Genomic DNA, 5047 nt, shown 5'->3' with positions numbered 1-5047 from the left:
CGCCGGCCCCCCGCGCCGAGCAGCCCGGGCGCCCGCAGGTCTTCACCCTCTCCGCCAGGACCGCCCCCGCCCTGCGCGGCCAGATCCAGCGCTACCAGCACCTGCTCGCCGACCACCCGGAAACCGACCTCACCGACCTGTGCGCGAGCGCCGCCACCGGCCGCGCCCACTTCCCGCTGCGGGTGGCCGGGCTGGTGCGCGACCTGGACGACGTGGCACGGCTGCTGGACCGCGAGCGCACCCGGGCCGCCCAGCCGCGACGGGAGGTCGAGCCGGCCAGGACCGCCTTCCTGTTCTCCGGCGGCGGCTCCCAGTACGTGGGCATGGGCCGCCCGCTGTACGAGCGGTACGAGGTGTTCCGGGACCGCCTGGACACCTGCGACCGGCTCTTCGCCCCGCACCTGGGACGCTCCCTGACCGACATGATCCTGGGCAGGGCCGAGGACGCCGAGCTGATCAACGAGATCCGCTTCATGCAGCCGGCGCTGTTCGCGCTGGAGTACGCGGTGGCCGAACTCTGGCTGTCCTGGGGCGTCGAGCCCACCGTCCTGGCCGGACACAGCATCGGCGAGATCGTCGCCGCCACCGTCGCCGGACTGTTCACCCTCCAGGACGCGGTCACCCTCATGGCGGCCCGCGCCCGGCTGATGCACGCCTCACCGCCCGGCGCGATGGCCGCCGTGGAGGCCGCCGCCGAAGAGGTCGCCGACCTGCTGGCCGGCCATGACGACCTGTCGCTGGCCGCCGTCAACGGCGCCACCCAGATCGTGCTCTCCGGCGGCAAGGAGTCGCTGGCCGCGGTGGTGGCGGAACTCACCGCGCGGGGCGTCAAGACCAAGCGGCTGGCGGTCTCCTGCGCCTCGCACTCCCCGCTGATGGCCGAGGCATCCGAGGAACTGCGCGAGGTGGTCGCCGGCCTGACCTTCCACGAGCCCCGGTACACCCTGGTCTCCAACCTCACCGGCGACATCGCTGCCCCCGGCGAACTCGCCTCGCCCGACTACTGGGCCCGCCACCTGCGGGAGGCGGTGCGGTTCGCCGACGGGATGCGCGCCATCGCCCGCCGCGGCCGGCACGCCTTCCTGGAGGTCGGCCCCGCCACCGAGCTCATCGGCATGGGCAAGCAGTGCCTGGGTGGCGCCGCCGCCGACGAAGCCACCGGCCACCTGTGGCTCAACAGCCTCCATCCCGAGGACACCGACGGCACCGTCATCGGGCAGGCGCTGGCCCAGCTCTACACCGCCGGCGCCACCGTGGACTGGGCCGCCCACCACCGCGACCACCCGCACCGCCGGATCACCCTGCCCACCTACGCCTTCGACCGGCGGCGGCACTGGCTCCCGGCCGCCGAGGCCGCACCCGCCGCCCTCGGCGACGGCAGCCACCCGCTGCTCGGCCGGGAGGTCACCGGCGAGGAGCAGCGCACCGCCGGCGTCCGCGAGTTCACCACCCGCGTCAGCGCCGAGCGTCCCGGCTGGGTGGCCGACCACAAGGTGATGGGCAAGGTGGTCTTCCCCGGCGCCGGCTACCTGGAGATCCTGCTCGCCCTCCAGGACGCCGTGTACGGCGAGACCGGCCTGCCCATTACCGACGTGGCCATCCACGAGGCGCTCTTCCTCGCCGACCACGAGACCACCGAGCTGCGCACCCGGCTGCGCACCGACGACGAGGGCACCGCCCGGGTGGAGATCCTCAGCCTGGTCCAGGCCGAGCAGCCGGGCCGGGCCCCGCTGGAGCGGCTGCACGCCTCCGCCGCCATCACCCCCTCGGACGACCCGCACCCCCTGGGCGCCGAGCGGGAGCTGCGCGAGGTGGCCGAGCGGCTGGGCGAACCCCACTCGGTACGCCGGGCCACCGACCTCTACGCCGACTTCACCGAGCTGGGCGTGGAGTACGGCCCCGGCTTCCGCGGCCTGGACCGGGTCGAGCGGTACGGAGACGACATCGCCGTCGGCCATCTGCGCGGCGCCCCCGCCACCCCCGCCGAGCAGCTGCCACCGGCCGTACTGGACTGCGCCTTCCAGACCATCGCGGCCCTCTCCCAGGAGGACGACCAGGTCGCCATGCCGGTCGGGTTCGCCCGCTGCCGGCTGCTGAGGAAGCCCCGCGGCGGCACGCTGCGCAGCGTGCTGCGGCGCCATCTGGCGGCGGATCCGGACAGCCCGCCCACCGCCGACCTGCTGGTGCTGGACGGCGACCGCACCGTCTTCGTCCTGGAGGGCCTGGCGCTGCGCCGGGTCACGGGCGCCGCGGCCGACCGGGACCGGATGTACTCCGAGCTCCGCTGGATCAAGCGCTCGCTGCGCGCCGGTGTCGCGGAGGCCCGCCGGGTGCTGCTGATCGGCCCGGGCCGGCAGGGGCTCGACGCGCTCACCGAGGCCGCCGCGCGGACCGGCACCAAGCTGGCGGTGGCCGCCACCGCGGCCGAGGCCGCGGGCCCGCTGGCCGACCGGCCCACCGATGTCTGCTGGTTCTGGCGGCCCCAGCCGCGGACGGCCCAGGAGAGCGGGAGCGCCGAGGACCCGGCAGCGGCCCTGCGGGCCGAGTGCGCGGCCAACTACCGCGACCTGCTCGACCTGCGGGACGCCCTGGAGAAGGCCGGTTTCGGCCGCGGCCAGCGGCTGTGGCTGGTCACCGAGGGCGCCCAGGCCCTGCCCGGCGACGCCGCGGGGGACGGGCACACCGCCCCGGCCGCCGCCACCCTGTGGGGCTTCGGCCAGGTGATGTGGACCGAGTACCCCGGCTACCAGGTCACCCTGGTGGACCTGCCCGGCGCCGCCGACCGGGACCCGGAGGCCGACCGCGACCTCCTGCCGCTGCTCGCCGAGTGGTCGGCCGGGGAATCCGCCGAGTACCAACTGGCCTACCGCGGCGGACTGCGCCATGTGCGCCGGGTATACCCGCAGGCGGGCGGCGCACGCACCGACGTCGAACTGACCATCAAGGAGTACGGGCAGTTCAGCGGCATCGTCCAGACGCCGCTCCAGGAGCTGCCCGCCCCGCAGGGCGACCGGATCCAGGTCCGGGTACACGCGGCCGGGCTCAACTTCAAGGACGTGCTCAACGCCCTGGGGCTGCACCGGCAGCACGCCCCGACGACCGACGGCGAGGTACCCGAACTGCCGCTCGGCCTGGAGGCCGCCGGCGTGGTGACCGCCGCCGGCCCGGACGCCGACTTCGCGGTCGGCGACGAGGTGGTCCTCGCCGACCTGGGCTGCTTCCGGCAGCAGCTGACCTGCTCCTCGGCGATGGCGGTACGCAAGCCGGCCCGGCTCTCCTTCACCGAGGCCGCCGCGCTGCCCACCGCCTTCCTCACCGCCTACCACGCGCTGCACACCCTGGCCGGCATCAAGGCCGGCGACCGGGTGCTGGTGCACGCCGCGGCCGGCGGGGTGGGCCAGGCGGCGGTCCAGCTGGCCAGGCGGGCCGGCGCCGAGGTGTTCGCCACCGCCAGCCCGCACAAGTGGCCGCTGCTGCGCTCCCAGGGCGTGACCCGTCTGTACAACTCCCGCACCCTGGACTTCGCCGACGAGATCCTGGCCGCGACCGGCGGCCAGGGCGTGGACATCGTGCTCAACAGCCTGAACAAGGAGTTCATCGAGGCGGGGGTGCGGACCCTGGCCGAAGGCGGCCGCTTCGTGGAGCTGGGCATGATCGGCGCCTGGACCCAGGAGCGGATGCGGCAGGCCCGACCCGATGTCGCCTACCACCACTTCGACTTCGCCGGCTACACCCCCGAGCAGGCCCAGGCGCTCACCCGAGAGGTACTGGGCACCGTGATGGAGTTGGTGGAGCGCGGCGAGCTGACCGCCCTGCCCACCACCGTCCACACCCTCGACGAGGTAGAGGAGGCGTTCGGCGTCCTCAGCCGGGGCGCCAACATCGGCAAGGCCGTGTTCGACTTCACCGGTCCCGAGACCGGCCATCCCCGGCCGGCCGACATCAGCGCCCAGCAGACCTACCTGATCACCGGCGGCCTCGGCGCGCTGGGCGGGATCGTCGCCGAGCGCCTGGTGGACCTCGGCGCCCGGCATATCGCCCTGCTCAGCAGGCGTACACCAGGCGACGCGGAACTGACCGCACTGCGCGAGCGGCTGGGCCCGGACACCGAGGTGGTCTGCTACACCGGCGATGTCGCCCAGGCCGCCGACATCACCCGCGTCACCGAGGCACTGCGGGCCCGGCCGTACCCGCTGGGCGGCATCGTCCACGCCGCGGGGGTGCTGGCCGACGCCCCGGTGGCCGCCCAGACCTGGGAGAGCATCGAGACCGTCTTCCAGGCCAAGGTGTACGGCAGCTGGCTGCTGCACCAGGCCGCGAAGACCTTCCCCACGCTGCGGTTCTTCGTCGGCTACTCCTCGGTGGCCGCCGTGGTCGGCTCCCGAGGGCAGGCCAACTACGCGGCCGGCAACGCCTTCCTGGACACCCTGATGTGCCACCGCCGCTCGGCCGGCCTGCCCGGCCTCAGCGTCAACTGGGGCGCCTGGGGCCAGGTCGGACTGGCCGCCGACATGGCGCAGCGGCACATCGCCGACGTCGAGAACCAGGGCTTCACCTTCTTCGAGCCCGGCGCCGGCATCCGCGCGCTGTTCCGGATCCTGGACCGGGCGCCGGCCCAGCTCACCATCGCCGAGGTCGACTGGGACCGCTACGCCACCACCCGGCCGCAGCCCAACGCCCTCTACCAGCACGTCGCCCGGCACACCCGGACCACCTCCATCCAACTGGACGTGGACGCCCTGCCCGCCCTGCCGCGCCCCGAGCGACTGGAGGCGATCTCCACGGTGGTGCGCACGGCCATCGCCGAACTGCTGCACTTCGACGGCGCCGAGGACGTGCCGGCCGGCGCCCGGTTCTTCGAGGTCGGCCTGGACTCGCTGGCGGCGGTCGAACTCAAGAACCGCCTGGAGATCGTCTTCCGCATACCCCTGTCCGCGTCGAGCGTGTTCGACCACCCGTCCGTGGGACAGCTCACCGCATTCATCGAGCAGCGGCTGACCAGCCACGACGAGGAGGCAGCATGACACCCCCCGAGCCGACCCCGACC

At 74.2% G+C, this 5047-nt stretch carries 1 protein-coding gene; it reads left to right on the top strand.

Features of this window, described 5'->3' with window-relative positions; translation table 11 throughout:
* The coding region (locus E4099_RS28830; RefSeq protein ID WP_135342066.1) for a type I polyketide synthase at positions 1–5024 on the top strand (5024 nt) is incomplete at its 5' end.
* Positions 5025–5047 lie beyond the last annotated feature (23 nt).

Source organism: Streptomyces palmae, from assembly GCF_004684805.1.
Lineage (GTDB): Bacteria > Actinomycetota > Actinomycetes > Streptomycetales > Streptomycetaceae > Streptomyces > Streptomyces palmae.
The sequence above is the reverse complement of the archived record's forward strand: the minus strand, read 5'-3'. Positions and strand labels throughout refer to the sequence as shown.